This window comes from Pseudomonas aeruginosa (assembly GCF_001457615.1).
GTDB classification, from domain to species: Bacteria; Pseudomonadota; Gammaproteobacteria; order Pseudomonadales; family Pseudomonadaceae; genus Pseudomonas; species Pseudomonas aeruginosa.
Window position 1 is genome coordinate 2,912,137 of the sequence record NZ_LN831024.1, and the last position, 24,677, is coordinate 2,936,813.

A 24,677-nucleotide genomic window follows, 5' to 3' on the forward strand; every position below is an offset into this window, starting at 1 on the left:
AGATTGCCTTTATAAAAAGCCCACGCCGTCCCCGGCAATTGCATTCGCCCGATATTTTCCATGTAGAAAATGCATATCGATCTCCGCCAGCTCCGCCACTTCATCGCCCTTCACGAGCACCGCAGCTTCGTCGCCGCGGCGCTGGCGGTTAACCTTTCGCAATCGGCCTTCAGCCGCAGCATCCAGGCGCTCGAACACAGCGCTGGCTGCCGCCTGGTGGACCGCGCGGCCAAGGACCTGCGTCCGACCAAGCAGGGCCTGATCGTCCTCGAACATGCGCGCCGGCTGGTCAGCGGCGCGCACAACCTGGCCAACGAGATCGCCCTGTTCAACGGCCTGGAGGCCGGCGAACTGCGCTTCGGCGCCGGACCGGCTCCCGCCACCTGGCTGGTGCCGCGTGCGGTGGGGCGCTTCAACGTGCGTTATCCGAAGGCGCGGGTGAGTTTCCAGGTCGAACACTGGCAGGCGCTGAACCGCCGCCTGCAGGCCGAGGAGTTCGAGTTCTTCGTCGCCGACACCCGGCATTTCGAGGCCGACCCGCAATACCGGACCTCGCGCCTGCGTCCCCGGCGCTGGCATTTCTGCTGCCGCGAGGGGCATCCGCTGGCCGCTCGCGAGAGCGTTTCCGCCGAGGAGCTGTTGAGCTTCCCGCTGGCGACCAACATCAGCCCGCCGAACATCCGCAAGGTGCTGGTGGACCTCAGCGGGCGTCCCGACTTCCGCCCGGCCATCGAGTGCGAGAACGGCCATAGCCTGCTCGGCGTGGTTCTCGCCTCGGATGCCATCGGCATCAGCAGCGGCCTCGGCGACCTGGCGCCGCCGGGACAGGGAGGCCTGCGTCCGCTGCGGGTGCGCGAGCTGCCCGACGACCTCGACGAACTGCATACCCGCTACGGCATCGTCAGCCGCGCCGGCTACAGCCTGTCGCCGCTGGCGGAGGCGATGATCGACGAGCTGAAGCGGGTCGACGACGCCACCTGAATTGCGTCGCACGCATGCCAACTATGTTCCGAATGCGCTTGCCGCCGGACGCGGCGGACCGCGAAATGAAGCGTCGTTTCCTTTTCGCGAGCCGTCATGAGCCAGCCCAAGCCGATCCGCAACGTCCTCTACATCATGTGCGACCAACTGCGTCGCGATTACCTGTCCTGCTACGGCCATCCCTATCTGCACACGCCGAACATCGACCGCCTGGCCGCGGAGGGCGTGCGCTTCGCCCGTGCCTATACCCAGGGCACCATCTGCGGGCCGTCGCGGATGTCCTCGTACACCGGGCGCTACGTCAGCAGCCACCAGGTGGCCTGGAACGCGGTGCCGCTGCCGCTGGAGGAGCTGACCCTGGGCGACTACCTGCGCGCCGCGGGAGTCCGCACCGCGCTGGTCGGCAAGACCCACGCCACGGCCAACCTGGAAGGCATGCGGCGGCTCGGCATCGATCCGGCCAGCGCGCGCGGCGCGGCCCTCGCCGAAGCCGGCTTCGAGCCCTACGACCGCAATGACGGGGTCTACCCGGATGACCCGGCCTTCGCCGACAAGCGCGAAAGCGCGCCCTACACCCACTACCTGCGGCGCCTCGGCTTCACCGGCGACAACCCCTGGCACGACTGGGCCAACGCCGCCGCCGGCGCCGACGGGGAAATCCTCAGCGGCTGGCGGATGCGCCATGCCGGATTGCCGACACGCTTGCCGGAGGCGCACAGCGAGACCGCCTATACCACCCGTCGCGCCATGGATTTCATCGACGAGCAGGGCGAGCGTCCCTGGTGCCTGCACCTGTCCTACATCAAGCCGCACTGGCCCTACATCGCGCCGGCGCCGTACCACGCGCTGTACCGCGCCGACCAGGTGCTCCCGGCGCTACGCGCGGCGCCCGGCGAAGAAAGCGACCACCCGGTGTACCGCGCCTTCCGCGAACATCGCGAGAGCCTCAATTTCTCCCGCGAAGACGTGCGCCGGCAGGTGATACCTACCTACATGGGGCTGATCCGCCAGGTCGACGACCAGCTCGGCCGGCTCTTCCAGCACATGCGCGCCAGCGGGCGCTGGGACGATACCCTGATCGTCTTCACCAGTGACCATGGCGATTTCCTCGGCGACCACGGCCTGGGCGAGAAGGAGTTCCTCCTCGAGTCGGCGGTGGGCGTGCCGTTGCTGATCCGCGATCCGCGCCCCGAGGCGGACGCCACCCGCGGCCGGGTGGAGGAGGCGCTGGTGCAGTCCATCGACGTACTGCCGAGCATCCTCGAAGCCTTCGCCGTCGAGCCCGCCAGCCATCGCATCGAGGGCCGTTCGCTGCTGCCCTTCGTCCATGGCGCGCCGCCGGCGGACTGGCGCCGCTACGCCATCGCCGAGTACGACTACGCCTTCCAGGCGCCGGCGCGGGAGCGCCTGGGCCGACCCATCGATGCTTGCCGCATGTACATGGTGCGCAGCGAGCGCTGGAAGTACATCGCCTACGACGGCTTCCGCGCCCAACTGTTCGACCTTGCCAGCGACGCCGGCGAATTGCGCGACCTCGGCGCCGACCCGGCGCATGCGGCGGTGCGCGAGGCCCATGCCGGGATGCTGTTCGACTGGCTGCGCGGGCTGAAGCGGCGGACTACCATCAGCAACGCGGAGATCGACCTGCGCGGCCAGGCGTTCCGCTACGGCGAGCCGGAAGGCGGGCGCCTGGTACCGATCGGTCTCTGGTGATCAGCGGCTGGCCTTGCGATAGGCCCCCGGCTGCTGCCCGGTGGCCTTGTGGAAGGCACGGGTGAAGGCGGCGGTGGACTGGTAGCCGACCGCCGCCGCGACCTCGGCGACGCTGGCGTCGGCGCGCAGCAGGGCGCAGGCGCGGTGCATGCGCAGGGCCAGCAGGACCTGCCCCGGCGACTGACCGCTGAGTTCGTTGAAGCGCTTGAAGAAGGCCGAGCGCGAGAGTCCGGTGCGTTCGGCCATCTGTTCCAGGCTCCAGGGCTGTTCGGGTGCCTCGATCAGCGCTTCCAGCAGGCCGGCGAACTGCGGCTGGCGTGCCAGTGCCACCAGGCCGCCGAGGGTCGGGTTGTCGAGCACCTGCTGGCGCAACACGTAGAGGAACAGCAGGTGGCTGAGGCGCTCCAGCAGAACCGGCGACGGCGCCGGCTGGCGGCGGCACTCGTCGACGATCAGGGCGAACAGGCGTCGCGCCGCGTCCAGCGCCGGATCGCCGGCGCGCAGGATCAGCCAGTCGGGCAGGGCGTCGACGATCAGCCCGGACAATCCCGAATGGAAGTGGAAGAACCCGCAGACCAGGCCGGCACCGTCCGCCGCGTTCCACTCCAGCGCCTGCATTTCGCCACGCGGCTGGCAGCGCGCGGCCTCGGCGGTGGCCTCGCTGGACAGGCGGAACTCGACGTCGCGCAGGAAGAACAGCGCGTCGCCGCTGTCCAGTCGCCAGCCCCGGGCGCTTCCGGCGACGTGCGCCCAGCAGTGTCCCTGCACCACCAGGTGGAAGCTGGCACGCGCCAGACCGTGGGTGGAGGCATGCCAGCCGCCGCAGTAGCGACCGACATGGAACAGGCTGGTGTCGACTTCGAGGCTGTCTAATAACCAATCGACAAGGGGGTTGGACGAATTCATCTAAGGGAAAGACTCAAGAGCAAGTGATAGCGACTTTAGAATATTGAATGGATTTCTTATTACCAAGAGACTTCTTCGACACCTCAACCACCGGAGTCGAAAGCATGTCACGCGTTCCCGTGCTCACCCTGGAAAACGCCCCCGAGGCGGCGCGTCCATTCCTCCAGACCGCGCTGAACAACTCGGGTTATATCCCGAATCTGCTCGGCGTGCTGGCCAATGCGCCGGCCGCCCTGGAAACCTACCTCACCGTGTCCGGGCTGAACGCCAAGGCCAGCCTCGGCCTGCCCGAGCGGGAAGTGGTGCAACTGGTGGCGGCCACCACCCATGGCTGCGACTTCTGCGTTGCCGGGCACACCGCGGTGGCGCGCAACAAGGCGCGCCTGCCGGAGCCGGTGATCGAGGCCCTGCGCGCCCGCGGCGAACTGCCCGATGCCCGCTACGAAGCCCTGGCCGACTTCACCCGCGCGGTGATCGCCAGCCGCGGTGCGGTCACCGACGAGCAGTTCGAAGCCTTCCGCGCCGCCGGTTTCGACCAGGCCCAGGCCCTGGAAGTGATCCTCGGGGTGAGCCTGGCGACGCTCTGCAACTTCGCCAACGTGTTCGCCCGCACGCCGCTCAATGCCGAGCTGGAGCAATATCGCTGGACCAACCCGCAGGCCTGAGCCTGCGCTTGCCGGGCGGCATGCCGCGCCGGCGCAAGGAGTGACGACCATGCTTGACCCGACCCTGAGCGACTGGCTCGACCGCCAGGCCGACGCCCTCGACCGCGGCGACGCCGATCCCGCCGCGCTGCTGCCGCGCCTGGCCGCCGCCGGCGTGCTCGGCGTGGCGGTGGAGGAACGCCTCGGCGGCGCCGGCGGCACGCTCGCCGACGCGGTGGAGCGGGTGGCCGCAGTGGCGGCGCGCTCGCTGACCGCGGCGTTCGTCTTCTGGGGCCAGCGCGCCTTCATCGAGTACCTGTTGCAGAGTCCCAACCAGGAACTGCGCCAACGCCTGCTCGGCGACCTGCTGGCCGGCCGCCTGGCCGGCGCCACCGGGTTGTCCAACGCGATGAAGTTCCTTTCCGGGATCGAGGCGCTGCAGGTGGTGGCGCACGCGGAGGAGGCCGGCTGGCGCCTGGACGGTCGCCTGCCGTGGGTGACCAACCTGCGCAGCGGCGATTTCGTGGTGGCGGCGGCGATCGAACACGGGGAGGGCGGCAAGCCCTTCGTCCTGGCGATTCCCGAAGGCCTCGCCGGCTTGCAGCGCTCGGCGGACCTGCGCCTGCTCGGCCTGCAATGCAGCAACACCGCCGCCCTCGATCTGCGCGCGGTGGCGGTCGGGCGCGACTGGCTGTTGCACGACGACGCCCGGCAGTTCCTGCCACGGGTGCGCCCGGCCTTCCTCGGCCTGCAATGCGGCATGGCCATCGGCCTGGCGCGCCGCGCACTGGACGAAGTGCAGCGGCACCTGGGCGGCAGCCGTTCGCTCCTGGATGGCGAGCTGGCGGCACAGCGCGAAACCCTCGACGGACACGTGGCGGCGCTGCACGCCGGACTGGCCAGCGGCGAGTTCGCCAGCCAGCCGGCACGCCTGTTCCGCATCCGCATCGGGCTCGCCGAAGCCGCCGCCAATGCCGTGCAACTGGAGTTGCAGGCCAGCGGCGGCAAGGCCTACCTGAGCGAGCACGGCGCCGGTTTCGCCCGCCGCTGGCGCGAGTCGGCGTTCGTCCCGATCGTTACGCCGAGCCTGGTGCAACTGCGCGCCGAACTGCAACGCCAGGCCGAGGCCAAGGCATGAGCGAGGCGCTCCTCGACGCTCGCGGGATCGCCCTCGGCTATCCGCGCGGTGCCGGCTGGCAGGCGGTGCTCGGCGATTTCGAATTGCGCCTGGGCGCCGGCGAGGTGGTCTCGATCCTCGGTCCCAGCGGCGTCGGCAAGTCCAGCCTGCTGCGCGTGCTGGCCGGCCTGCAGGAGCCGGCCGCCGGCAGCGTGCGGGTACTCGGCGAGCCCCTGCGCGGACCGCATCCGGGCGTCGCGGTGGCGTTCCAGGACCCCAGCCTGCTGCCCTGGCTGAACCTGGAGAAGAACGTCGCCTTCGGCCTCGATTTCGCCCGCCAGCCGCACCTCGACGCGGCCACCCGCCAGGCCCGCGTCGACCAGGCGATCGCCGCGGTCGGCCTGGAGCACGCCCGTGCCCGCTACCCGGCGCAACTCTCCGGCGGCATGGCCCAGCGCACCGCGCTGGCCCGCTGCCTGGCGCGGCAGCCGAAGGTGCTGCTGCTCGACGAACCTTTCGGCGCGCTGGACGAAGTGACCCGCGCCGACATGCAGCAGCTGCTGCTGCGGGCGATCCACGAGCGCGGCACCGCCGTGGTCCTGATCACCCACGATATCGACGAGGCCCTGCTGCTCTCCGAACGCATCCTGCTACTGGGTGACAGCCCGGCGCGGACCCTCGGCGAGTGGCGCATCGACCTGCCGCAGCCACGCGCGGAGCTGGTCGAGGAACTGGGCGCGTTGCGCATCGAGATCCTGAAAACCCTACGGCGGGCGAGCCGCACCCATGCCCATCCCATCGCTCAGCCGGAGGCCTCCCATGTGCCTGGACGACCCGACCCATTCCCGACGTGACATCCTCAAGCTCGCCGCGCTGCTCAGCGCTGCCGGCGCGTTGCCGCTGCTGAGCAGCCTGCAGGCGCGTGCCGCCGCCGAACCCGACGCGCCGGTGCGCATCGGCTACCTGCCGATCACCGACGCCACGCCCTTGCTGGTGGCCCATGCCAACGGCCTGTTCGAGGCCGAGGGCATCCAGGCCGAACGGCCGGTGCTGTTGCGTAGCTGGGCGCAGGTGATCGAGGCGTTCATCTCCGGCCAGGTCAACGTCATCCACCTGCTGTCGCCGATGACCGTCTGGGCCCGCTACGGCAGCAAGGTGCCGGCCAAGGTGGTGGCCTGGAACCACGTCGGCGGCTCGGGGCTCACGGTGGCTCCGGAGATCGCCGACGTGCGCCAGCTCGGCGGCAAGAGCGTGGCGATCCCGTTCTGGTACTCGATCCACAACGTGGTGTTGCAGCAATTGCTGCGCGACAACGGCCTGCGCGCGGTGAGCCGTGCGGTGGGCGCGGCGCTGGCCGCCGACGAGGTCAACCTGGTGGTGCTGCCGCCTTCGGACATGCCACCGGCGCTGGCCAGCAAGCGCATCCACGGCTACATCGTCGCCGAGCCGTTCAACGCCCTGGCGGAGAACCTCAAGGTCGGCCGGGTACAGCGCTTCACCGGCGATGTCTGGCGCAACCACGCCTGCTGCGTGGTGTTCATGCACGAACACGACCTGGAGCGGCGGCCGCAGTGGTCGCAAAAGGTGGTCAACGCCATCGTCAAGGCCCAGCTATGGACTCGCGAGCACCGCGCCGAGGCCGCACAGTTGCTGTCCAAGGCCGGAGCCAACCGCTATACGCCGCACGCACCGGAGGTCCTCGGCCGGGTGCTGGCGCCGGGCGCCGAGGAGCAGCAGGCCTATCTCGCCAGCGGCGCGATCCGCCACGCCGACTGGCAGGAGCGGCGCATCGACTTCCAGCCCTATCCCTATCCGAGCTATACCGAGGAACTGGTGCGGCGGCTGAAGGACACCCTGATCGAAGGCAATAATGCCTTCCTCGCCAGCCTCGATCCGCGCCAGGTGGCCAGTGACCTGGTGGACGACCGCTTCGTCCGCCAGGCCCTGGCAGAGGTCGGCGGGTTGCAGGCGTTCGGCCTCGCCGAGGGCTTCCAGCGCAGCGAGGAGATCAGCCCGTGAGGCAGACGCTGCGCCAGGGCGCGCTAGGCGTCGCCGGGCTGTTGACGCTGTTCGCCCTGTGGTGGCTCGGCGTGGCCCTGTTCGGCGCCGCCGACGGCCTTTCGGCACGCTTCTCGCCGCAGGCGACGTTGCTCAGCCTGGGTGAACTGCTGGAACGCCGCGAACTCTACGAGCACGTGCTGGTGAGCCTGAAACGGGTCCTGCTGGGCTTGTTCCTGGCGCTGCTGGTGGGAGTGCCGCTGGGGCTGCTGGTGGGCGCCTCGCGCAACCTGGAAGCGGCGACCACTCCGGCGTTCCAGTTCCTGCGGATGATCTCGCCGCTGTCGTGGATGCCCATCGCGGTGATGCTGATGGGCGTGGGCGACCAGCCGATCTATTTCCTGCTGGCCTTCGCCGCGCTCTGGCCGATCCTGCTGAATACCGCCGCCGGCGTGCGCCAGCTCGACCCGCGCTGGCTGCAACTGAGCCGCAGCCTCGCCGCCACGCCCTGGGAAACCCTGCGCCGGGTGATCCTGCCGGGCATCCTCGGCCATGTGCTGACCGGCGTGCGCCTGGCCATCGGCATCCTCTGGATCGTCCTGGTGCCCTGCGAGATGCTTGGCGTCAGCGCCGGGCTCGGCTACTACATCCTCGACACCCGCGACCGCCTGGCGTACTCCGAGCTGATGGCGATGGTGCTGCTGATCGGCCTGCTCGGCTACCTGCTCGACGCGGCGGCGCGCGGACTCTACCGGCGCTGGGCGCACGGGGCGCTCGGGTAGGGCGAGGTACCGGTGCGCTGGCGGATAGCGCCGGGGCGCTATTCGCCCTACGGGGTTCGGGGCTCGGGTGGGGCGGGCGAATGTGTTGATCCACCAACACTTGCCCAGCAGTTGCGCCCGCACAGCGACAGGGGCTTGCCACCCAGGCCTTGTCCGGCGCGGCCCCGCGGCCCGGCACGGGCTGTGCACGGGGTGCCGGATGCACAGGCAAGCCAAGGAGTCCCCATGCCGCGCGAAATCCGTCTCAACGCCTTCGAAATGAACTGTGTCGGCCACCAGTCGCCCGGCCTCTGGGCGCATCCGCGCGACCGCTCCTCGCAGTACAAGGACCTGGAGTACTGGACCGACCTGGCGCGGTTGCTCGAACGCGGCCGTTTCGACGGACTGTTCATCGCCGACGTGCTGGGCATCTACGATGTGCTCGACGGCAATGGCGACGCGGCGATCCGCCAGGCCGCCCAGGTACCGGTGAACGACCCGCTGGCGCTGATCACGCCGATGGCCGCGGTGACTCGCCACCTGGGCTTCGGCCTGACCGCCTCGCTGTCCTTCGAGCATCCCTATCCCTTCGCCCGCCGACTCTCGACCCTGGACCACCTGACCAAGGGCCGGATCGGCTGGAACGTAGTGACCTCCTACCTGGAAAGCGGCGCGCGCAACCTCGGCCAGCAGGCCCAGCTCGACCACGACCGCCGCTACGACTATGCCGACGAATACCTCCAGGTGCTCTACAAGCTCTTCGAAGGCAGTTGGGAGGACGGCGCGGTGCTCCGCGACCGTCGCCGAAGGATCTTCAGCGACCCGGGCAAGATTCACGAGATCCGCCATGTCGGCGAGCACTTCCAGGTACCCGGCATCCATCTCTGCGAACCGTCGCCGCAGCGCACGCCGGTGCTCTACCAGGCCGGCGCGTCGAGTCGTGGCAAGCGCTTCGCCGCCGAGCACGCCGAGTGCGTGTTCGTCGCCGCGCCATCGAAGACCGTGCTCAAGCAGGCGGTCGCCGACATCCGCCAGCGCGTCGCCGAGGCCGGCCGCGATCCGCGCAAGGTACTGGTGTTCAACCTGCAGACGGTGGTGCTGGGCGAAACCGACGCCAAGGCCAGGGCCAAGTTCGACGAATACCGCGCCTTCGTCAGCTACGAAGGGGCCCTGGCGCTGATCTCCGGCTGGACCGGGATCGACTTCGGCCAGTATCGGCCGGATCAGGTGCTGCGGCACATCCACACCAATGCGATCCAATCGGCGGTGGAAGCGTTTTCCAGCGCCGATCCGACGCGCACCTGGACGGTCCGCGAGCTGGCCGACTGGGTCGGTATCGGCGGCTTCGGCCCGCTGTTCGTCGGCAGCCCGGCGACCGTCGCCGACCTGTTGCAGGAGTGGGTGGAGGACACCGACGTGGATGGCTTCAACCTGGCCTATGCGCTGGCCCACGAAACCTTCAGCGACGTGGTCGAATTGCTGGTGCCGGAGTTGCAGAAGCGCGGGGTGTACAAGACCGAATATGCGCCGGGGACTCTGCGCGAGAAGTTGTTCGGCGACGGCCCGCGGCTGCCGGATTCCCATCCGGCGGCCGGCTATCGCGACCTGCGGGCGCTCTGGGAGAAGGAGGCCGGGCGCAACGCGCTGCCGGCCTGACCTGGGCGGACGGCGGGATGACGCCGGTGGCGATATCCGCCCCAGGGCCCGGGACGGCTCCTAGAGCCAGGCGTGCCGCGGTGGCTTCACCCCATTCAACTGGTAGTTGCCGATGGCATGGTATTTCCAGCGCACCGGGTCATGCAGGGTGTGGGTGCGGGCGTTGCGCCAGTGGCGGTCGAGATTGAGTTCCTCCAGGGTCGAGCGCGTGCCGGCCAGTTCGAACAGCCGGTTGGCGGCGAGCAGGGCGGCTTCGGTGGTGAGCACCTTGGCCTCGGCCACGGCGATCGAGGCGGCGGCCACGCTCTCCTCGTCGGGGGCGGCGAGCGCCGCTTCGATGGCGTCGCCCGCCAGGTCGAGCACGGCTTCCGCGGCGCGCACGCGGATGCGCAGGTCGCCGACCTGCTGGATGGTGTAGGGGTCTTCCCAGGCATGCTGCTGGTTGGCGTCTATCCATGGCCGCGCGTGGCGGCGCACCTGCTGCACGGTCTCGGCGAGGATGCCACGGGCGATGCCGGCGTCGATGGCGGCCTGGATGAACTGCGATACGGCGCCGGCGGCGGTGGGGCGGTCGAAGGCGCGGTGCACCGGGATGACGTGCTCGGCCGGCACCCGCACGTTGTCCAGGATGACGGTGCCGCTGGCGGTGGTGCGCTGGCCGAAGCCGGACCAGTCGTCGATCACCGTCAGCCCCGGCGCGTCGCGCGGGATGAACGCCAGGTGCGCGCGCTGCTCGGCGTCGAGGCCGACGGCCGGTACCCAGTGGGCGAGCAGGGCGCCGCTCGAATAGAACTTGCGGCCGTCGATGCGGAACCCGTCGCCATCCGCCAGGACTCGTGTCTGGAATTCGGCGACGGTACGGCTGTGGCGTTCGGAGAAGGCGTTGCCGAAGCGCACGCCGTCTAGCACCAGGCCGTAGAAGAAGCGTTTCTGCTCCTCGCTGCCGTCCAGGCGCAAATGGTCGAGCACCGCCAGGTGGTTCTGCGGCAACTGCGCCAGGGACGGGTCTACCGCGGCGATGGTCTTCAGTACTTCGGCCAGGGTCCGGTAGCCGACCTCGGCGCCGCCGTAGGCGCGCGGTACGCTGATGCCCCATAGGCCGCTCTGCGAGAAGGCTTCCAGTTCGGCCACCGGCAGCCGGCGCTGGCGGTCGCGCAGCGAGGCTTCCTCGGCGAACAGCCCGGCCAGTTCGCGGGCGACGCGGATCGCCTCGGCGTCGTCGGCGATGCGCCGGGCCGGGGTCCGTGGCAGCGGTTGCCGATAGGGATCGGCGGCGTTCTTTTCCAGTGCGCTCATGGCAACTCCTTGCGATGGGATGGGCGAGGTTCAGCGGGACGCCGTGGCCGGACCGCTGCCGATCTGCCAGACGTAGGGCGGCTCGCTGCCGTTGATCTCCCAGTCGCCGACGATCCGTTGCTTGTAGATCAGGGGATTGTGCGAGGCGGCGGTGCGCGCATTGCGCCAGTGGCGGTCGAGCTGCTTGCCGCGGCCGACGGCGGAAGCGCCGCTGGCGTCGAACAGCTCGCTGGTGGCCTGCAACACCAGTTCGGCGACGATCGCCTGGGCCTTGGCCGATTCGATCTCGGCGGCGATATTGGCCTCCTTCTCCGCCTGCGGGTCGCCTACGAAGCGCGCCAGGTAGGCGCGCTGGGCCGCTTCGGCGGCGCGCAGGGTGGCCGCCTCGGCGGCGTAGACGCGCGCGGCGATGCGCCCGACCACCTGCTGCACCTGGGGATCCTGGCTGACTCGCGGGGCATTGCCGTGGCTGTAGATACGGGTCCGCCCGCGCACCTCGGCGGCGACGTCGCGCAAGGCGGCGCGGCCGGTGCCGGCCAGCACCGCGAGCAGGACCAACTGGTAGAACGCGGTCTGGTACTTGAAGCGGCTGGCGAAGTCGATGAGGTTCTCTTCCTCCACCTCGGCGTCCTCGAACAGCGACGTGCCGCTGCCGGTGGTGCGCTGGCCGAAGCCGTCCCAGTCGTCGCTCTGGCGCACGCCGGGCTGGTCGGTGCGGATCGCCGCGATCACGTCGGCGCCGGTGTCGTCGCGCTGGGCATACAGATCGATCCAGTCGGAGAAGAGGCTGCCGGTGCTGTAGTACTTGCTGCCGTTCACCACCCAGCGACCGTCGTCCTTGCGCGAGACGCGGGTGAGCACTTCGCCCAGCCGTACCGAACCGACCTCGGTCCAGGCGCAGCCGACCAGGTCGCCCTCGACGAAGCGCCGCAGCCAACGGTCGCGGCCAGGGCCGGGCTCGGCATTGAGACGGTCCTCGACGAAGGCGAAGTGGCCGCGCAGGGCCTGGGTGATGTTGGAGTCGGCCTCGGCCAGTTCGATCAGCAACTGAACCAACTGCGGCAGCGAGGCGCCGGCGCCGCCGTGCTCGCGCGGCACGCGCACGGCGCCGAAGCCGGCCTGCTTGAGCCAGGCGATCGCCTCGTGGGGCAGTTCGCGTTGCCGTTCGCGCTCGACGGCGCCTTCGGCGATGCGCGCGAAGATCGGTCGGAAACGCTGGGCGAGCAGTTCGTAGTCGGCGCCTTCGGAGAGACTGGCGGCGGTGGCTTCGGGATGGACGCGGGCGTTCATGCGGACTCCTGGTAGGCAGCGGGGCCGTCCGGTCGACGGCTACCCTGGAGTCCGGGCCGTTGCACAGCCTGTGCCGACCCGCGCAGGCCACTGGTTGCGCGGGTTCGCGCGAGCAGGAGGTGTTGCCGGGGCGGCAGCCTGTTGCGCGGCTGCTGCCTGGCGGACAGTGGGGGAGGTGGCGGCAGGTCCCTCTCCCGGCGGGAGAGGGACAGGCGCTTCAGAAGATGTAGTCGGTGGTGAGGAAGTTCGACGCGCGGTTGCGGATGATCTCGCTGACCAGGGTCTTGTTCGCCTCGGTGTCGCGGGTCGCCACCAGGGTGCGGATGGAGAACACCCGCAGCGCGTCATGGACCGACAGGGTGCCTTCCGCCGAATTCTTCCGGCCGTTGAACGGGTAGCTGTCCGGGCCGCGCTGGCACTGGGCGTTGACGTTGATCCTGCCGACCTGGTTGGCGAAGGCGTCGACCAGCCGGCCGATCTGCGCCGGGTCGTTGCCGAACAGGCTCAACTGCTGGCCGTAGTCGGAGCGCAGGACGTAGTCGATCACCTCGTCCAGCTCGCGATAGGGCACCACCGGCACCAGCGGACCGAACTGCTCCTCGTGGTAGAGGCGCATGTCCGGGCTCACCGGACTCAGCAGAGCGGGGTAGAAGAAACTTTGCCGATGCTCGCCGCCGCCCGCATTGACCACTCGTGCGCCCTTGGCCAGGGCGTCGTTCAGCAGGCCTTCGAGATAGTCGACCTTGCCCGGCTCCGGCAGCGGCGTCAGCGCCACTCCCGGTTCCCACGGCATGCCCGGCTTGAGGCTGGCCAGGCGCGCGCTGAACTTGTCGAGGAACGGTCGCAGCACGCTTTCGTGGACGAACAGGATCTTCAGCGCGGTGCAGCGCTGGCCGTTGAAGGACAGCGCGCCGGTGACCGCCTCGTTCACCGCGTTGTCCAGGTCGACCTGCGGCAGGACGATGCCCGGGTTCTTCGCGTCCAGGCCGAGGGCGGCGCGCAGGCGGTGCGGGCGGGGGTGCAGCTTCTTCAGGTCGCTGGCGCCGGAATGGGTGCCGATGAAGGCGAACACGTCGACCTTGCCGCTGGCCATCAGCGCCGACACGGTTTCCCGGCCGCGCCCGTAGATGACGTTGATCACTCCTGGCGGGAAGCTGTCGCGGAAGGCTTCCAGCAACGGGCGGATCAGCAGCACGCCGAACTTGGCCGGCTTGAACACCACCGTATTGCCCATGATCAGCGCCGGGATCAGGGTGGTGAAGGTTTCGTTCAGCGGGTAGTTGTACGGCCCCATGCACAGCGCCACGCCCAGCGGAACCCGGCGGATCTGGCCGAGGGTGCCCTGTTCCAGTTCGAAACGGCTGGAGCGGCGGTCGAGTTCCTTCAGCGCTTCGATGGTATCGACGATGTAGTCGCAGGTGCGGTCGAACTCTTTCTCGGAGTCCTTGAGGTTCTTGCCGATTTCCCACATCAGCAGCTTGACCACCGCCTCGCGTTGCTCGCGCATCCGCGCCAGGAAGCGTTCGACGTGCTGGATGCGCTCGGCCACCCGCAGGTTCGGCCACAGGCCCTGGCCGTGGTCGTAGGCCCGCACCGCGGCGTCGAGCGCGGCGAGCGCGGCGTCGGCGTCGAGCAGCGGGGTGCTGCCGAGGATCACCTGGCGCTCGCCGTCGGCCTCGGCGAGGAATACCGGGCTGCGTACCGGCGCCAGCGGGCCGTCCCAATATCGCAGTTGGCCGTCGACCAGGTAGTCGCGCTGCTCGATGGGGGCGTCGGGGCGGTACTGCTCGGGAATGGCGTCGAGGCTGGGAAACAGCGAATCGAGGTGGAGCGGGGCGGTCATGGCGGGTCCTCGAATGACGTGGATGAAAGGCGTGGGACTGTTGTAGCGCGGTCCGGATCGAAGGTAAATCGTTTCAGCAGGAAAACCGTCGCGCCCTTGCCGGAAATCAGCCTTTGCTCCCGCTTCGTGGGGGCGGGAGCAAAGGCATGGCGCCGGCTGGCTTCAGGCGTCGGCGGTAGGCTCTTCGCGGGGCCGCGCCGGCGGTGGCTCAAGCAGTTCCTGCTGCTCGGCATAGCGCTGGCGGATATCGAAGTCGCGCGGCCAGCGCGAGGCTTCGTGGTCGGGGCGTTGCATTGGTTCGGTCATGGCTGAGCTCCGGTCGGGCTGGTGCTCAGAGCACCAGCGACAGCAACAGGATGAAGACCAGGCCGACCACGGAGAGGATGGTCTCCATCGCGGTCCAGGTCTTGAAGGTCTCGCTGACGCTCATGTTGAAGTACTGCTTGACCAGCCAGAACCCGGCGTCGTTGACATGGGAGAGGATCAGCGAGCCGGCGCCGGTGGCGAGCACCAGCAACTCGCGGTTGACGCCGGGAATCAGGTCGATCACCGGCACCACGATGCCGGCCCCGGTGATGGTGGCGACGGTGGCCGAGCCGGTGGCGATGCGGATCACCGCGGCCACCAGCCAGGCCAGCAGGATCGGCGAGATCTGCGCGTTCACCGCGAGATGGCCGATGACGTCGCCGACCCCGCTGGCCACCAGCATCTGCTTGAAGCCGCCGCCGGCGCCGATGATCATCACGATGGCGGCGGTCGGTGCCAGGCTCTGGTCGAGCAGCCTGAGGATCTTCTTCGAGTCGAAGCCACGGGCGTAGCCGAAGGTATAGAGCGCCACCAGCAGGGCCAGGAGCAGGGCGCTGATCGGATGGCCGATCATGTCCATCCAGGCGCGGAACGCGTGGCCATCGGGGAAGGCGACGTCGGCGAAGGTCTTCAGCAGCATCAGGAACACCGGCAGCAGCACGGTCGCCAGGGTCACGCCGAAGCTGGGCAGGTCCTGGGTCTCGGGCTCGTGGGCGATCTGCTCGACCAGTTCCGCCGATGGCGTGCCGGGTATGTAGCGCGAGACCAGCGCGCCGAACAGCGGGCCGGCGATGGCGGCGGTGGGCAGGGCGACGATCAGGCCGTAGAGGATGGTCTTGCCGATGTCGGCGCCGAACACGCCGATCGCCAGCAGCGGGCCGGGATGCGGCGGCACCAGACCGTGCACCGCGGAAAGGCCGGCGAGCAACGGGATGCCGATCTTGATCAGGGACACGCCGCTGCGCCGGGCGACGATGAACACCAGCGGGATCAGCAGGATGAAGCCGATCTCGAAGAACAGCGGGATGCCCACCAGGAACGCGGCGAGCATCATCGACCAGTGCACCCGCTCCTTGCCGAAGGCGCGGATCAGGGTGCGGGCGATCTGGTCGGCGCCGCCGGAATCGGCCATCAGCTTGCCGAGCATGGTGCCCAGGGCGAGGATCACGCCGACGAAGCCGAGCACGCCGCCGAAGCCGTCCTGGAAGGATTTGACGATCTTCTCCACCGGCATCCCCGAGGTCAGGCCGAGGAAGCCGGCGGCGATGATCAGGGCGATGAAGGGATGCACCTTGAAGCGGGTGATCAGCACGATCAGGCCGATGATGGTCACCAGGGCGTCGAGGAGCAGGTAGGCATCGTGTGACATGCCGAACATGGAGGGCTCTCCTTTTGTCGTTGTTCTACCGGAGTTGCTGTTTCATTGAAGCGCTTTTTCGGGGTAGCGCTATCTTTGTCGGACAAGCGAAAGACTTCAGGCGGCGGCGTGCTCCAGCCACCAGGCGTGGGCGGCCTGCGCCAGGCATTCCACCGGCAGGGTGGCGTCCAGGCGCAGGGTCAGGGGTTCGTCGAGCGGCGGCTCGAGGGCGGCGAACTGGCTGTCGATCAGGGTCGCCGGCATGAAGTGGCCGGGGCGCTGGGCGACGCGCTCGGCGGCGACCGCCGGGGTCAGTTCCAGGTAGACGATGCCGAGGCCGGGCACCGCGCGGCGCAACCGGTCGCGGTAGGCGCGCTTGAGGGCGGAACAGGTCAGTACCGGCAGCTTGCCGGCGGCCACCGCCTGGCGCAGCTGCTCGGCGAGGGTGTCCAGCCAGCCGGCGCGGTCGTCGTCGGTGAGGGGGATGCCGGCGCTCATCTTGCGGATGTTGGCGGCGGGATGGAAGCTGTCGCCTTCGATGCCGTGGGCGCCGCTGCGCTGGCAGAGGGCCTGGCTGACGCTGGACTTGCCGCAACCGGCGACACCCATGATGACCAGGGCTTGGAGGGGTGGATGCATGGAACACCTCAAGCGTGAGACAGCGCTGTCTTTGCGACATGGAAAAAATCGCGCGAGCCTGGCTCCGCCTTCTTGTCGTTGTGGTCTGTCGAATCCCGCGCGGGCAGTGGCGGACAGGCCGCCTCAGGCGATTGCCCAGGTCGCGAGACAGCGCTACCTTAGTGCCTGGAATTTTGTTTGGCAAGCAGGCCACGATGAGCATCACCAAGAACGACAAGAACACGCGAACCACCGGACGTCCCACCCTCAACGAAGTCGCGCGCCGCGCCGGGGTCAGCCCGATCACCGCGTCGCGCGCGTTGCGCGGCGTCGCCAGCGTCGCCGAAGAACTGGCGCAGAAGGTCCGCGACGCCGCCCGCGAACTCGGCTACGTGGCCAACCCCGCGGCGCGCGCGCTGGCCTCGGCGCAAAGCCACAGCGTGGCGGTGCTGGTGCCGTCGCTGGCCAACCTGCTGTTCATCGAGACCCTCGAGGCGATCCACGCGGTACTGCGGCCGCAGGGCCTGGAAGTGCTGATCGGCAACTTCCACTACTCGCGCAACGAGGAAGAGGACCTGATCCGCAACTACCTGGCCTACCAGCCACGCGGCCTGCTGCTGACCGGCTTCGAGCGCACCGAGAGCGCCCGGCGGATGATCGAGGCCAGCGGCATTCCCTGCGTGTACATGATGGACCTGGACTCCGGCTCCGGGCTCAATTGCGTCGGCTTCTCCCAGTTGCGCGCCGGCGAGGCCGCCGCCGAGCACCTGCTGGCACGCGGCCGCAGGCGCCTGGCCTACATCGGCGCCCAGCTCGACCAGCGCACCCTGCTGCGCGGCGAGGGGTTCCGCCGCGCCTTGCAAAAGGCCGGCTGCTACGACCCGGGGCTGGAAATCCTTACGCCGCGGCCGTCCTCGGTGGCCCTCGGCGGCGAACTCTTCGTGCAGTTGCTGGCCAGCCAGCCGCAGGTCGACGGGGTGTTCTTCTGCAACGACGACCTGGCCCAGGGCGCGCTGCTGGAGGCCCTGCGCCGTGGGGTCAAGGTGCCGGAACAGATCGCCGTGCTCGGTTTCAACGACCTGCCGGGTTCGGACTGCACGGTCCCGCGCCTGAGCAGCATCCGCACCCCGCGCGAAGCCATCGGCCGGCGCGCGGCGGAGCAGTTGCTGGCGCTGATCGCCGGCAAGGAGGTGCGCGATAGCGCGCTGGACATGGGGTTCGAGCTGATGGCGCGGGAGAGCACCTGAACCCGCGGCCCGACGGTGCGGCCGTTCAGGGGCATGTCGAGCGCTGGGCAGCGCCGCCGGGCGTAACGGCTTGCCGGGTAGGGCGAATAGCGCCGCAGGCGCTATCCGCCGTTACGCCGGGTTTCACGGCGGATAACCGCGAGCGGTTATTCGCCCTACGGGGGCGTGTCGAGGGTTGGGCAGCGCCGCAGGCGCACGCCTTGCGTAACGGCTCGCCGTCTCTTCGGTGTCTCAAGCCACCGCGTAGTAATGCTTGACGAAGCCGCCGTCGGCAACCTCCCAGAGCACCGGGGTGCCCTTGCTGACGAACCAGCTGTCGCCGGCCTTGTAGAGCGTGCTCTGGCCGGTGGACTCGTCGGTGAGGCGGACCTCGCCGCTGACCACCGTGGCCTGTTCGCTGAACGGATAGGTCATGCGGAACTTGCCGGCGGTGGTGCCGAAGTAGGCGGCGCTGACCGGGTCGGTGGGGGCTCCTGCGGTCATCTTGCCGAAGGCTTTCACCTCGCCTTCGAGGATCTCCGAGCCGAGGTCGGCGACGCTGCCCCAGGCGTCCAGTTCGTCGAGGGTGATGCCGTGGCGGATAACGGTAATGGCCATGGGAATGCTCCTTGTAGAGTGATCGGTAGGTTTCAGCGCCGGCCGTTCCAGTAGCCGGAGAGCTGGTGCCAGGTCTTGCCTGCGCTGAGCAGCAGCGGGCGGAAGTGGTCCTTGCCGTGGATCGGGATGCGGCGCACCGAGCTGAGCAGGTCGTAGCGCGCCGAGCCTTCGCTCATGCCTTCGGCGAGGACCTTGCAGACGATGTGGCTGGGGGTCACGCCGAACCCGGAATAACCCTGGACGAAGAACGCGTTGGGCCGCCCCGAGAGGCTGCCGATCTGCGGGAACAGGTTGGCGCTGCAAGCCATCGGCCCACCCCAGGCGAGGTCGATGCGGACGTGCTCCAGGTAGGGGAAGATCTTCAGCATCAGCTTGCGGTTCCAGGCCTTGAGGTCGCCGGGGATGCGTTCGACGAAGGGTGTGGCGGCGCCGAACAGCAGGCGGTTCTCGTTGGTCACCCGGTAGTAGTCGATGACCGGGCGGATGTCGCTGTAGGCGCCGCGGATCGGGCTGATCCGCTGGATCAGTTCGTCCGGCAGCGGTTCGGTCATCATCTGGAACGCGTAGGTATTGATGGTGGTGCGGTGCAGCTCGGGTTCGAGCCGGTTGAGGAAGCTGTCGCAGGCCCAGAGCAGCTTGTTCGCGGTGACCGAGCCCTTGGCCGTGCGCACGCGGATGCGCTCGCCGTATTGCACCTCCAGCGCCGGGCTGTATTCGAATATCCGTGCGCCGAGGCCGGCCAGCGCCTTGGCTTCGCCGAGCAGCAGGTTGAGCGAGTGCACATGGCCGCCGCCCATGTGCAGCAGGGCGCTGCCGTAGGCGTCCGAGCCGATGATCTGGCGCACCTCGGCACCGTGCAGGTAACGGATCTCATGGGGCGAGCCGAGCGACCGGAATTCCTTTTCCCAGGCCTGCAGGGTCTTCGCCTGGCGTGCGTTGAAGCCCATGTAGCCGTAGCCATGGCAGAAGTCGGCGTCGATGGCGTACTTCTCGATACGGCCCTTGATGATGTCGGCGCCGAGGTCGCTGATCTCGAAGATCGCCCGCAGGCCGTCCTCGCCGACGTCCTTGCGGATCTTCTCCAGGTCGTGGCCGATGCCGGCCATGATCTGCCCGCCGTTGCGCCCGGTACCGCCGAAGCCGAGGTGGCGGGCCTCCAGCACGACGATGTCGGTGATGCCGTGCTCGGCCAGCTCAAGCGCGGTGTTGATCCCGGAGAAGCCGCCGCCGATCACCACCACGTCGGCGTCCAGGTCGGTTTCCAGGGAGGGGAAGGACAATTCGTACTTCTTGGTCGCCGTGTAGTAGGTCGGCGTCTCGATGTTGATCATGGATGCGGCCTGGCAAGGGGTGGATGTACCTATTAGACGCTCCGTGGCCGCCGCGGTCTTGTTCCTGTCTGCCGCCGGCTTGACCGGCCCTGCCAGGCGCGCTTCAGCCCAGCGTGGCGATCACCCGTGGCGCGACGAAGTCGATGAAGGCGCGCAGCTTGGGCGAGACCTGGCGGCCGGACGGCCAGAGCAGGAAGAATCGCGCGCGGCGCTCGCAGAAGGCGTCGAGGACGCTGACCAGGCGTCCTTCGCGCAGCGCCTCGCGGATCGAGAAGTCCGGCAGGCAGGCGATGCCCTGGTCGCGCAGGGCGAAGCAGACGCGGGTCTCGATGTTGTTGCAGACCATCGACACCGGAATCTGCGGCGGGGCTTCGCCGTCCGCGCGGCGCAGCGGCCATTCCTCGAGGCGGCCGGTATTGGGGAAGCGGTAGTGCAGGCAGGTGTGTCGCAGCAGGTCTTCCGGGCAGCGCGGCGTGCCGTGGCGGGCGAAGTAGGCCGGCGAGCCGACCAGCTTCAGCTGGAACTCACCCAGTTCGCGCATGGACAGCCGCGAATCCACCGGCCGGCCGGTGCGCAGGACCACGTCGAAGCCTTCGTCGACGACATCCACCACGCGATCGCTGAAGTCGAGGTCTAGCTCGATGTCCGGATAGGCCTGCATGAAGTCGGCGAGCGTCGGCAGGACCAGCCCGCTGACCAGAGGCAGGCTGACCCGCAGGCGCCCGCGCGGGGTCTCGCGGCTTTGCGACAGCTCCAGCTCGGTGGCTTCGATCTCGGCCAGGATGCGCCGGCTGCGCTCGAGGAACAGGCTGCCTTCGGCGGTCAGGGTGATGCTGCGGGTGCTGCGGTGGAACAGGCGCACGCCGAGTTTCTCTTCCAGGCGGGCGACCCGCTTGCCCACCGCCGAGGCGCTGACGCCGAGGGTCCGGGCGGCGCCGACGATGCTGCGGGTCTCGGCGACGCGGACGAAGACGGTGAAACCGCTGAGGCTGTCCATGCAAGGCTCCGATTACGGACATGATGGTCCGGATAGAACGGAACTCTATCCGTCTTTTTCCGCTTTTGCAGCGCTCTTAGCCTGTCCGCATCCTTCATCTGCGGAGAGTCCCGCATGTCCAGTTTCGAACGAGAGCCAGGCTGCGGCCTGGCGGAAAATGTCGATCAGGTGATCGAGGCGGCATTCGCCGACCAGCGCCTGGTGGGGGCGGTGGTGCTGGTGGCACACCGGGGGCAGTGGCTCTATCGACGGGCTGCCGGCCTGGCCGACCGCGAAGCCGGCCGGATAATGGGCGAGGACAGCCTGTTCCGCCTGGCCTCGGTGAGCAAGCCGATCGTCAGCGTCGCGGCCCTGAGCCTGGTGGATGAGGGCCGGCTGGCCCTCGATGAGCCGATCGCCGACTGGTTGCCGGCGTTCCGTCCGCGCCTGGCCGACGGCCGCGAGGCGCGCATCACGCCGCGGCAGTTGCTGAGCCACAGCGCCGGCCTCGGCTATCGCTTCCTCGAAGCCGACGCAGACGGCCCCTATGCCCGCGCCGGGATTTCCGATGGCATGGACCTGCCGGGTTTCGACCTGGCCGAGAATCTCCGTCGCCTGGCCTCCGTGCCCTTGCTCTACGAACCCGGCCGCGCCTGGGGCTATTCGCTGGCCACCGACGTGCTCGGCGCGCTGGTGGAGCGGGTCGACGGGCGGCCGCTGGCGGAAGCGCTGCGGCAGCGGGTCGGGATTCCAGCCGGCATGCGCGACAGCGGCTTCCTCTGCGCCGACGCGTGCCGACTGGCGGCGGTCTACGTCAGCGACCGGCCACGCCCGCGCCGAATGGCCGGGCGGGAGACCGTGGCGCCGTTCGAGGACAGCGTCGGCATTCGCTTCGAGCCGAATCGGGCCTTCGAACCGTCTGCCTATGCGTCCGGCGGGGCGGGGATGATCGGCAGCGCCGGCGACGTGCTGCGCCTTTTGGAAATCCTTCGCCAGGGCGGCGCGCCGTTGCTGACGCCTGGCCTGGTGGAGGAGATGGGTCGCGACCAGGTACCCGGCCTGGAACTGCCGGCCAATCCCGGTTTCGGCTTCGGCCTGGGTTTCTCCGTGCTGCGCGACTCGGCCATCGCGCAATCGCCGGAGGCTCCCGGCACCTGGCGCTGGGGTGGCGCCTACGGGCATTCCTGGTTCGTCGACCGGGCCCGCGAACTGTCGGTGGTGGCGCTTACCAACACCCTGTTCGAGGGCATGTCGGGACGCTTCGTCAACGACCTGCGCGACGCCGTCTACCGTTCCGCGGAGCTGCGCTGATGGGACGCCGCGAAGCATTTCCGGAGAACGCCGGGGCCGCTGCGTCGGCCGTGGCGCCGCGGCTGCCGCTGAGTGCGCTGCTGGCGATGGCGATGTCCGGCTTCGTCGCCATTCTCAGCGAAACCCTGCCGGCCGGCCTGCTGCCGCAAATCGGCGCGGGGCTGGCGGTCAGCGAGGCGCTGGCCGGGCAACTGGTCAGCGTCTACGCCTTGGGTTCGCTACTGGCCGCGCTGCCGGCGGCGAGCCTGACCCAGGGCTGGCGGCGGCGCCGGGTGCTGCTGCTGGCGCTGCTGATCTTCTTCGTCTGCAACAGCCTAACCGCCGTTTCCTCGGATTACCGCCTGACCCTGCTGGCGCGCTTCGGCAGCGGCGTCGCCGCCGGCCTCGCCTGGGGCCTGCTGGCCGGCTACGCGCGGCGCCTGGTGCCGCCGGAGCAGCAGGGGCGGGCGTTGGCGGTGGCCATGCTCGGTGCGCCGCTGGCGCTGTCGCTCGGCGTTCCGCTGGGCACCTGGCTGGGCGGCCTGCTCGGCTGGCGCTGGGCCTTCGGCCTGTTGTCGCTGACCGCGCTGCTGCTGGTCGGCTGGGTGCTGCGCAGCGTGCCGGACTTCCCTGGCCAGCCGGCCGGGCGGCGCCTGCGTCTGCTCGGGGTGCTGCGCACGCCGGGCGTGCGTCCGGTATTGCTGGTGATCGTCGCCTGGGTGCTGGCGCACAACATCCTCTACACCTATATCGCGCCGTTCCTCGCCAAGGTCGGCCTGGGCGCCTCGGTGGACCTGGCCCTGCTGGTATTCGGCAGCGCCGCGGTGGCGGGAATCTGGCTGGTCGGCGTGCTGGTCGACCGGCATTTGCGGCGGATGGTCCTGGCCAGCCTGGCGCTGTTCGCCGTAGCGGCGCTGGCGCTGTGCCTGGGCGCTCGCTGGAGCTGGCTGGCGTTCGCCGGCCTGGCCCTCTGGGGGCTGACGTTCGGTGGCGCGGCGACGCTGCTGCAGACCGCCTCGGCGGACGCCGCCGGGGAGGGCGCCGACCTGGCCCAGTCGATGATCGTGGTGGCCTGGAACCTGGCCATCGCCGGCGGCGGAGCGTTGGGCGGCATGGTGTTGCAGCGTTGGGGCAGCGAGATGCTGCCCTGGACCCTGCTGCCGTTGATCGGCCTGGCCGCGGCGCTGGCCTGGGGCAATGCCGCGCACGCTTTCCGCGTCGGCCCGCGCGACTTCCGCAGGGCATCGCCCGAGCACCGGAAAGCGGCGCAATAGACGGGGCTGCGCCCGGCAAGGGGAAAAAGGCTGCGGGTCTTAGAACGTTTATTCACCAGGGTTATTTGGATAGGTCCGTTTCGAATATCCATCGCGTCGAAATACCGGCTGTGACGATGCGTTCCTCCGCCATACAGCGGAATCCGCTGTCATTGCGCCGAACATCTTCGCTGTCTCGCCGCTAGCCACCATGCAGCGCCCGGCTCGGCTGTTGCACCGGCATCTTGCCGGTGCGTCGGCGCTGCCTAGAATCGGCCCCATTCGCACCTACCCCCGCTTCGCCTACAGGAGTTACCGCCATGATGAATGCCATGCAGATGCCGATGAACATGAATGCCGCCATACCGATGATGCCCATGATGGGCATGCCGATGATGATGGCGACCATGCAGTGCGAAACGATGGACGACGGCATGCTGTGCAAGATGATGCCGGCGATGGGTATGGACATGGGCCAGTTCCGCAACAGCGCCGAGATGATGGCGATGATGATGAACTGCGGCATGCCCATGATGATGCAGTGCGGCAACCTGGCGATGATGGGCATGTCCCAGGCCTGCATGGCGATGATGCCGACGATGGGCATGGGGATGGGCATGCCGATGATGGGCATGGCTCCGATGAAGTGCATGATGGAGTGCTCCATGCAGGGCGACGCCATGCACTGCAGGATGATGCCGATGCAGGGCATGGACATGGAGATGTTCAAGAACTGCTGCATGCTGATGGCGAAGATGATGGAGTGCGGCATGCCGATGATGATGAGTTGCAACGGCATGCCGATGATGTGCTGCACCTGCTGATCCGTCGCCGGATGGAAAAGGCCCGCCCGGGATGACCGGGCGGGCCTTTCTTCGTCCATGGCAGCAGGGCCGGGGTCAGTCCAGGCGCTCCGGGTAGGTCATCACCAGGTACGCCAGGGCTTCGCTATCGGCGGGGTTGCGGTAGCTGTGCGGCTGGTCGGCGTAGAACAGGATCGAGTCGCCGGTGGCGAGCAGGAAACGCTCTTCGTTGACCCGCACTTCCAGTACCCCCTGCGCCACCACCAGGTTCTCCTGGGTGCCGGGGGCGTGGGCCTCGGCGTCTTCCTGGCCGAGGCCGCGCAGGCGCAGTTCGTAGAACTCCACCTGGCGCGCCACATCGAAGGGGAACAGCGCGCGGCTGGTGAAGGCGCCGTCGGCGCTGACCAGGCGCTTGCTCTGTTGCGCCGGCAGCACGGCGACGCCGGCGAAGGCGCGATCGTCGAGGAAGGCTGCCACCGACACCTTGAGACCCTGGGCGATCTTGCACAGCACCTTGATCGACGGCACGCTGCGCCCGGACTCGATCTGCGCCAGCATCGCCCGGCTGACACCGGAAATCCGCGCCAGGGCGTCCAGCGAGAGATTGCGCTTGCCGCGCAGGCGCAGCAGGTTGTGGGCGACGCGCTGGCCAATCAGATCATCGGGTTCGGTATGCACGCCGGCGGCCAGTTCC

Annotated in this window: 23 protein-coding genes; 12 read left to right on the forward strand and 11 right to left on the reverse strand. The window is 68.9% G+C overall.

Annotation, left to right across the window (positions count from 1 at the left end):
• Positions 1-69 precede the first annotated feature (69 nt).
• Positions 70-981 carry a LysR family transcriptional regulator gene (locus AT700_RS13340; protein WP_003105356.1) on the forward strand — a complete coding sequence of 304 codons (912 nt, stop codon included), beginning with the start codon at positions 70-72 and terminating at the stop codon, positions 979-981.
• Between the two features lie 96 nt (positions 982-1,077).
• Positions 1,078-2,694: an alkaline phosphatase family protein gene (locus AT700_RS13345; protein WP_023115330.1), complete on the forward strand. Its 1,617-nt coding sequence runs from the start codon at positions 1,078-1,080 to the stop codon at positions 2,692-2,694.
• On the opposite strand, the gene AT700_RS13350 is transcribed toward AT700_RS13345, so the two are convergent.
• Positions 2,695-3,600 carry an AraC family transcriptional regulator gene (locus AT700_RS13350; protein ID WP_003089436.1) on the reverse strand — a complete coding sequence of 302 codons (906 nt, stop codon included), beginning with the start codon at positions 3,598-3,600 and terminating at the stop codon, positions 2,695-2,697.
• A gap of 104 nt (positions 3,601-3,704) precedes the next feature.
• Between AT700_RS13350 and AT700_RS13355 the strand changes: the two genes are divergently transcribed.
• The 6 genes from AT700_RS13355 to AT700_RS13380 all read left to right on the forward strand — a co-directional run bounded on the left by AT700_RS13355 (position 3,705) and on the right by AT700_RS13380 (position 9,776).
• Positions 3,705-4,265 (forward strand): carboxymuconolactone decarboxylase family protein, encoded by a 561-nt coding sequence (locus AT700_RS13355; RefSeq protein ID WP_003089433.1) that lies wholly within the window; start codon positions 3,705-3,707, stop codon positions 4,263-4,265.
• Positions 4,266-4,314: 49 nt separating this feature from the next.
• Complete coding sequence (locus tag AT700_RS13360) at positions 4,315-5,382, forward strand: acyl-CoA dehydrogenase family protein (protein WP_003117847.1); 1,068 nt, start codon at positions 4,315-4,317, stop codon at positions 5,380-5,382.
• The gene (locus AT700_RS13365; protein ID WP_003115101.1) at positions 5,379-6,215 is read left to right on the forward strand and encodes an ABC transporter ATP-binding protein; all 837 of its coding nucleotides are present in this window, start codon (positions 5,379-5,381) and stop codon (positions 6,213-6,215) included. The genes AT700_RS13360 and AT700_RS13365 overlap by 4 nt, the downstream gene beginning before the upstream one ends.
• Complete coding sequence (locus AT700_RS13370; protein WP_003107732.1) at positions 6,181-7,380, forward strand: ABC transporter substrate-binding protein; 1,200 nt, start codon at positions 6,181-6,183, stop codon at positions 7,378-7,380. The genes AT700_RS13365 and AT700_RS13370 overlap by 35 nt, the downstream gene beginning before the upstream one ends.
• Positions 7,377-8,141: an ABC transporter permease gene (locus AT700_RS13375; RefSeq protein WP_003107734.1), complete on the forward strand. Its 765-nt coding sequence runs from the start codon at positions 7,377-7,379 to the stop codon at positions 8,139-8,141. Before AT700_RS13370 ends, AT700_RS13375 begins: the two co-directional genes overlap by 4 nt.
• Positions 8,142-8,366: 225 nt before the next feature.
• The gene (locus AT700_RS13380) at positions 8,367-9,776 is read left to right on the forward strand and encodes an LLM class flavin-dependent oxidoreductase (RefSeq protein ID WP_003107490.1); all 1,410 of its coding nucleotides are present in this window, start codon (positions 8,367-8,369) and stop codon (positions 9,774-9,776) included.
• 60 nt (positions 9,777-9,836) lie between these two features.
• Here AT700_RS13380 and AT700_RS13385 read toward each other — a convergent pair whose 3' ends face one another.
• From AT700_RS13385 to AT700_RS13405, 6 genes are all read right to left on the reverse strand, one after another.
• Positions 9,837-11,072, reverse strand: a complete 1,236-nt coding sequence (locus AT700_RS13385) for an SfnB family sulfur acquisition oxidoreductase (protein ID WP_023115331.1) — start codon at positions 11,070-11,072, stop codon at positions 9,837-9,839.
• Between the two features lie 30 nt (positions 11,073-11,102).
• A complete protein-coding gene (locus tag AT700_RS13390) occupies positions 11,103-12,362 on the reverse strand; it encodes an acyl-CoA dehydrogenase family protein (RefSeq protein ID WP_003117845.1) in 1,260 nt (419 codons plus the stop codon).
• A gap of 217 nt (positions 12,363-12,579) precedes the next feature.
• The gene (locus AT700_RS13395; protein WP_023087503.1) at positions 12,580-14,205 is read right to left on the reverse strand and encodes an NADP-dependent glyceraldehyde-3-phosphate dehydrogenase; all 1,626 of its coding nucleotides are present in this window, start codon (positions 14,203-14,205) and stop codon (positions 12,580-12,582) included.
• Positions 14,206-14,367: 162 nt separating this feature from the next.
• Positions 14,368-14,511, reverse strand: a complete 144-nt coding sequence (locus AT700_RS30165) for a hypothetical protein (protein WP_003089416.1) — start codon at positions 14,509-14,511, stop codon at positions 14,368-14,370.
• Between the two features lie 25 nt (positions 14,512-14,536).
• Positions 14,537-15,889, reverse strand: coding sequence for a GntP family permease (locus AT700_RS13400; protein ID WP_003107128.1), 1,353 nt, complete (start codon positions 15,887-15,889; stop codon positions 14,537-14,539).
• Between the two features lie 96 nt (positions 15,890-15,985).
• Positions 15,986-16,507 carry a gluconokinase, GntK/IdnK-type gene (locus AT700_RS13405; RefSeq protein ID WP_003107130.1) on the reverse strand — a complete coding sequence of 174 codons (522 nt, stop codon included), beginning with the start codon at positions 16,505-16,507 and terminating at the stop codon, positions 15,986-15,988.
• Between the two features lie 194 nt (positions 16,508-16,701).
• Between AT700_RS13405 and gntR the strand changes: the two genes are divergently transcribed.
• Positions 16,702-17,733 (forward strand): LacI family DNA-binding transcriptional regulator GntR, encoded by a 1,032-nt coding sequence (gene gntR / locus AT700_RS13410; protein ID WP_003107131.1) that lies wholly within the window; start codon positions 16,702-16,704, stop codon positions 17,731-17,733.
• A gap of 231 nt (positions 17,734-17,964) precedes the next feature.
• Here the strand turns inward: gntR and AT700_RS13415 are convergent, their stop codons facing one another.
• The 3 genes from AT700_RS13415 to AT700_RS13425 all read right to left on the reverse strand — a co-directional run bounded on the left by AT700_RS13415 (position 17,965) and on the right by AT700_RS13425 (position 20,658).
• Entirely contained in the window at positions 17,965-18,330 is a 366-nt protein-coding gene (locus tag AT700_RS13415) for a cupin domain-containing protein (RefSeq protein ID WP_003089408.1), read from the reverse strand.
• Positions 18,331-18,362: 32 nt separating this feature from the next.
• Positions 18,363-19,661, reverse strand: a complete 1,299-nt coding sequence (locus tag AT700_RS13420) for an NAD(P)/FAD-dependent oxidoreductase (protein ID WP_003089406.1) — start codon at positions 19,659-19,661, stop codon at positions 18,363-18,365.
• 103 nt (positions 19,662-19,764) lie between these two features.
• A complete protein-coding gene (locus tag AT700_RS13425) occupies positions 19,765-20,658 on the reverse strand; it encodes a LysR family transcriptional regulator (RefSeq protein WP_023087505.1) in 894 nt (297 codons plus the stop codon).
• Between the two features lie 114 nt (positions 20,659-20,772).
• On the opposite strand from AT700_RS13425, the gene AT700_RS13430 reads away from it, so the two are divergent.
• The 3 genes from AT700_RS13430 to AT700_RS13440 all read left to right on the forward strand — a co-directional run bounded on the left by AT700_RS13430 (position 20,773) and on the right by AT700_RS13440 (position 24,004).
• Positions 20,773-21,948, forward strand: a complete 1,176-nt coding sequence (locus AT700_RS13430) for a serine hydrolase domain-containing protein (RefSeq protein ID WP_034034625.1) — start codon at positions 20,773-20,775, stop codon at positions 21,946-21,948.
• Positions 21,948-23,201, forward strand: coding sequence for an MFS transporter (locus AT700_RS13435; RefSeq protein ID WP_003122722.1), 1,254 nt, complete (start codon positions 21,948-21,950; stop codon positions 23,199-23,201). Before AT700_RS13430 ends, AT700_RS13435 begins: the two co-directional genes overlap by 1 nt.
• Positions 23,202-23,500: 299 nt before the next feature.
• Positions 23,501-24,004, forward strand: coding sequence for a hypothetical protein (locus AT700_RS13440; protein ID WP_023113070.1), 504 nt, complete (start codon positions 23,501-23,503; stop codon positions 24,002-24,004).
• A gap of 75 nt (positions 24,005-24,079) precedes the next feature.
• Here AT700_RS13440 and AT700_RS13445 read toward each other — a convergent pair whose 3' ends face one another.
• Positions 24,080-24,661: a helix-turn-helix domain-containing protein gene (locus AT700_RS13445; protein ID WP_003122724.1), complete on the reverse strand. Its 582-nt coding sequence runs from the start codon at positions 24,659-24,661 to the stop codon at positions 24,080-24,082.
• Positions 24,662-24,677: the final 16 nt, after the last annotated feature.

Bases quoted from the DNA above. Each gene is read 5' to 3' on its own strand.
- AT700_RS13340 (WP_003105356.1), top strand. From the start codon at position 70: ATGCATATCGATCTCCGCCAGCTCCGCCACTTCATCGCCCTTCACGAG.
- AT700_RS13345 (WP_023115330.1), top strand. From the start codon at position 1,078: ATGAGCCAGCCCAAGCCGATCCGCAACGTCCTCTACATCATGTGCGAC.
- AT700_RS13350 (WP_003089436.1), bottom strand. From the start codon at position 3,600: ATGAATTCGTCCAACCCCCTTGTCGATTGGTTATTAGACAGCCTCGAA.
- AT700_RS13355 (WP_003089433.1), top strand. From the start codon at position 3,705: ATGTCACGCGTTCCCGTGCTCACCCTGGAAAACGCCCCCGAGGCGGCG.
- AT700_RS13360 (WP_003117847.1), top strand. From the start codon at position 4,315: ATGCTTGACCCGACCCTGAGCGACTGGCTCGACCGCCAGGCCGACGCC.
- AT700_RS13365 (WP_003115101.1), top strand. From the start codon at position 5,379: ATGAGCGAGGCGCTCCTCGACGCTCGCGGGATCGCCCTCGGCTATCCG.
- AT700_RS13370 (WP_003107732.1), top strand. From the start codon at position 6,181: ATGTGCCTGGACGACCCGACCCATTCCCGACGTGACATCCTCAAGCTC.
- AT700_RS13380 (WP_003107490.1), top strand. From the start codon at position 8,367: ATGCCGCGCGAAATCCGTCTCAACGCCTTCGAAATGAACTGTGTCGGC.
- AT700_RS13385 (WP_023115331.1), bottom strand. From the start codon at position 11,072: ATGAGCGCACTGGAAAAGAACGCCGCCGATCCCTATCGGCAACCGCTG.
- AT700_RS13390 (WP_003117845.1), bottom strand. From the start codon at position 12,362: ATGAACGCCCGCGTCCATCCCGAAGCCACCGCCGCCAGTCTCTCCGAA.
- AT700_RS13395 (WP_023087503.1), bottom strand. From the start codon at position 14,205: ATGACCGCCCCGCTCCACCTCGATTCGCTGTTTCCCAGCCTCGACGCC.
- AT700_RS30165 (WP_003089416.1), bottom strand. From the start codon at position 14,511: ATGACCGAACCAATGCAACGCCCCGACCACGAAGCCTCGCGCTGGCCG.
- AT700_RS13400 (WP_003107128.1), bottom strand. From the start codon at position 15,889: ATGTTCGGCATGTCACACGATGCCTACCTGCTCCTCGACGCCCTGGTG.
- AT700_RS13405 (WP_003107130.1), bottom strand. From the start codon at position 16,507: ATGCATCCACCCCTCCAAGCCCTGGTCATCATGGGTGTCGCCGGTTGC.
- gntR (WP_003107131.1), top strand. From the start codon at position 16,702: ATGAGCATCACCAAGAACGACAAGAACACGCGAACCACCGGACGTCCC.
- AT700_RS13415 (WP_003089408.1), bottom strand. From the start codon at position 18,330: ATGGCCATTACCGTTATCCGCCACGGCATCACCCTCGACGAACTGGAC.
- AT700_RS13420 (WP_003089406.1), bottom strand. From the start codon at position 19,661: ATGATCAACATCGAGACGCCGACCTACTACACGGCGACCAAGAAGTAC.
- AT700_RS13425 (WP_023087505.1), bottom strand. From the start codon at position 20,658: ATGGACAGCCTCAGCGGTTTCACCGTCTTCGTCCGCGTCGCCGAGACC.
- AT700_RS13430 (WP_034034625.1), top strand. From the start codon at position 20,773: ATGTCCAGTTTCGAACGAGAGCCAGGCTGCGGCCTGGCGGAAAATGTC.
- AT700_RS13435 (WP_003122722.1), top strand. From the start codon at position 21,948: ATGGGACGCCGCGAAGCATTTCCGGAGAACGCCGGGGCCGCTGCGTCG.
- AT700_RS13440 (WP_023113070.1), top strand. From the start codon at position 23,501: ATGATGAATGCCATGCAGATGCCGATGAACATGAATGCCGCCATACCG.